This is a genomic window from Caballeronia sp. EK, from assembly GCF_014384845.1.
GTDB classification, from domain to species: Bacteria; Pseudomonadota; Gammaproteobacteria; order Burkholderiales; family Burkholderiaceae; genus Caballeronia; species Caballeronia jiangsuensis.
Genome location: NZ_JACSUE010000066.1, coordinates 1 through 2,488, shown reverse-complemented (window position 1 = coordinate 2,488; position 2,488 = coordinate 1). Strand labels below are relative to the sequence as shown.

Here is a 2,488-nt window from a genome sequence, read left to right as displayed (position 1 = left end):
CTCGGCGCGCTGCTCGAGCACGAACTGGCCGAGCGCGCGAAACGGCGCATCGAGCGGCATCGCGTCGAATCGCATCTGGACCCAAGCAAGACGCTCGAGGCCTTCGACTTCGGCTTGGTACCGATGGTGTCCAAGGCACATGTAATGGCGCTCGCGAGCGGCGACTCGTGGCTCGAGAAAGGCGCCACGATCCGAGTGAACGACGGGCCGCTCCATGCAGCCAGCCACTGATTCGATTGCCGAATCCAGCATGGTGTTGACGAGTTCGGCGTCCGGCCGCGTACCGATTGACCAGCTCACAACGAGACCATCGAAGCAGTCGATAACCGGCGAGAAATACACTTTGCCTGCCGGGATCTGGAATTCGGTAAGGTCCGTGAGCCATTTCTGATTAGGAGCGGCGGCGTAGAAGTCGCGATTAATGATGTTCTCCGGCGCAGGGCTAATTTCTCCACGATAGGAGCGGTAACGACGTCGCCTGGTCGTGGCAGCGGCCAGACCTTCCTGTCGCATCAAACGACGCACAACCTTCTCCGAGATGAAGACCTGTTGCCTGATCAATGCCGAGCGAATCCGACGATAACCGTAGCAACGGTGATTGAGTTCGAAGCTGTCCGCGATGACGCGACGCGCGTCAGCATTCTTGTCAGCAACCAACGGCCGTGCACGGTGATAGAAGTAAGAACTGCTGGCAAGAGCCAAAGCGGCTAACAGCTTCGGCAACGCATAGGTCTGTTTCAGGGCATCAACCAGCATCGTCTTCTCCCGGTTGCTCAGGAGCTGCGGGCTGATGCCCATCCCCTTTTTATCAGTTCGTTCGCCTTCTTCAGACTATCGTGCTCAAGCTGCAGCTGTCGGATGTCGCATCGAAGCGATTCGACCTGTTGTTCCAGCTCCGCACGCTGATGGTCTGATGCTGGTTTCTTTTTGCGTTTCATAGATGCCGGAACCTCTCGACCGAGTAGCTGATTCTTCCAGTTATACAGCGTTGGCCGGCTCACACCGGCTTTCTCGGCAACCACGCGTGCGCTTTGGTCCCTGGTGCACAATCCAATGACTGCTGCCTGCTTTACCTTTTGTGATTTTGGAACGCTTCCAGCGGCTCGGCCAACATTACGTTTTTTGATTTCTGGACGCAATTCTTCGATCCAGGCCGCGAGCGTCTCGCGACTCGGATAACCCAAAGCCCTCAAAGTTGCGGCAGCACAGCGGCCATGACTCAAATAATGATTGACAGCCACCTTCTTCTGCTCATCGTAACCGTCCGATCGTGACCGTGTAGACGCCAGATAAACGTCTCGGCATGCTTTCCCGGGGCACAAATGTCACTGTGCCCAGAAAGGAAATCATGGACACAGTCACCGCATTCCACGAAATCAAAGGTGCCCGCAAGTATCGGCGGCGTACAGCGGACGAGAAGCGCCAAATTGTCGAGGAGACGTTATCCAGTGGACGTTCGGTGGCGGAGATTGCACGCAGTCACGAAGTGAATGCCAATCAGGTGTTCGACTGGCGTAAGCAGTATCTCGAAGGACGGCTCGGCGCCGACAAACGCGGCTGTACCTTGCTGCCGGTCACCGTGAACGAGGCCAGCGAGAGCGGCGTGGCCGAATCGGCTACATCTACGCCTGCGACACAGGCGCCCGGCACGATCCGAATCCAGTTGCCACGAGGCGACGTCCACGTTGAAGGGCGTGTCGATCCCGAGATGCTGCGCGTGGTCATCCAGTGCCTGAACCGATGATCGGCTCACCAGTCAACACGCGAATCTGGGTTGCCGCCGGATTGACGGATATGCGCTGCGGCTTCGACGGCCTGGCCGCGAAAGTGCAGACCGTGCTGGCGAAGGATCCGTTTTGCGGGCACATCTTCGTGTTCAGAGGCAAACGCGGCGACCTCATCAAGTGCCTGTACTGGCGTGACGGCGGGCTATGCCTGTTCGCCAAACGCCTGGAGCGTGGGCGCTTTGCCTGGCCGCGTGCTGACGGCGGCGTTGTTTCACTGACCAGCGCTCAGCTCAGTCTTCTGCTCGAAGGATTCGACTGGCGGCATCCTATCGACGCAGCCCGACCCTGCAGCGCTTTGTAAACGTCTGTGACAACGCGCGCCTAGCACAAGCTACGCGCGTAAACTGCCTGCATGTCATCCAGCGACGCTATCCTTCCAGACGACATCGAGGCCTTGAAGGCTCTCTTGCTCGCGCGTGAGACGGCGTTACGTGAGCGCGAGGATGATCTTGCGAATCTGCGCGACACCGTCACAACACTTCAGAAGACGCTCTCGGACCGGGCGCTCGAGATCGAGCACCTGAAGCTGTGGATCGCGAAGCTCCAGCGCATGCAGTTCGGGCGCAAGTCGGAGAAAAGTAAGCGGCTCGTCTCGACCGTTGTAGGGGGTGACCTCAGTACGCAGCACAATGATGTCCATCACTTTCGATTTGATGGACACCACTTTGTCAGAGTTCTCAGAGAAGAAGCCGGGTAGTCGA

The 2,488-nt window shown here is 58.1% G+C and carries 2 protein-coding genes and 3 pseudogenes; 4 read left to right on the top strand and 1 reads right to left on the bottom strand.

Annotated features, from left to right (window positions below; translation table 11 throughout):
• A pseudogene (locus IAG25_RS41050) lies at positions 1 to 228 on the top strand (ATP-binding protein); the annotation flags it as partial.
• Here the strand turns inward: IAG25_RS41050 and IAG25_RS41045 are convergent.
• Positions 181 to 1,256 (bottom strand): annotated as a pseudogene (locus IAG25_RS41045) (IS3 family transposase); the annotation flags it as partial. The pseudogenes IAG25_RS41050 and IAG25_RS41045 sit on opposite strands and share 48 nt — an antisense overlap.
• 92 nt (positions 1,257 to 1,348) lie before the next feature.
• On the opposite strand from IAG25_RS41045, the gene tnpA reads away from it, so the two are divergent.
• The 3 genes and pseudogenes from tnpA to IAG25_RS41030 all read left to right on the top strand — a co-directional run.
• The gene (gene tnpA / locus IAG25_RS42485) at positions 1,349 to 1,744 is read left to right on the top strand and encodes an IS66-like element accessory protein TnpA (RefSeq protein WP_187609883.1); all 396 of its coding nucleotides are present in this window, start codon (positions 1,349 to 1,351) and stop codon (positions 1,742 to 1,744) included.
• Complete coding sequence (gene tnpB / locus IAG25_RS41035) at positions 1,729 to 2,088, top strand: IS66 family insertion sequence element accessory protein TnpB (protein WP_375336581.1); 360 nt, start codon at positions 1,729 to 1,731, stop codon at positions 2,086 to 2,088. The genes tnpA and tnpB overlap by 16 nt, the downstream gene beginning before the upstream one ends.
• 51 nt (positions 2,089 to 2,139) lie before the next feature.
• A pseudogene (locus IAG25_RS41030) lies at positions 2,140 to 2,364 on the top strand (IS66 family transposase); the annotation flags it as partial.
• Positions 2,365 to 2,488 lie beyond the last annotated feature (124 nt).

Bases quoted from the DNA above. Each gene is read 5' to 3' on its own strand.
- tnpA (WP_187609883.1), top strand. From the start codon at position 1,349: ATGGACACAGTCACCGCATTCCACGAAATCAAAGGTGCCCGCAAGTAT.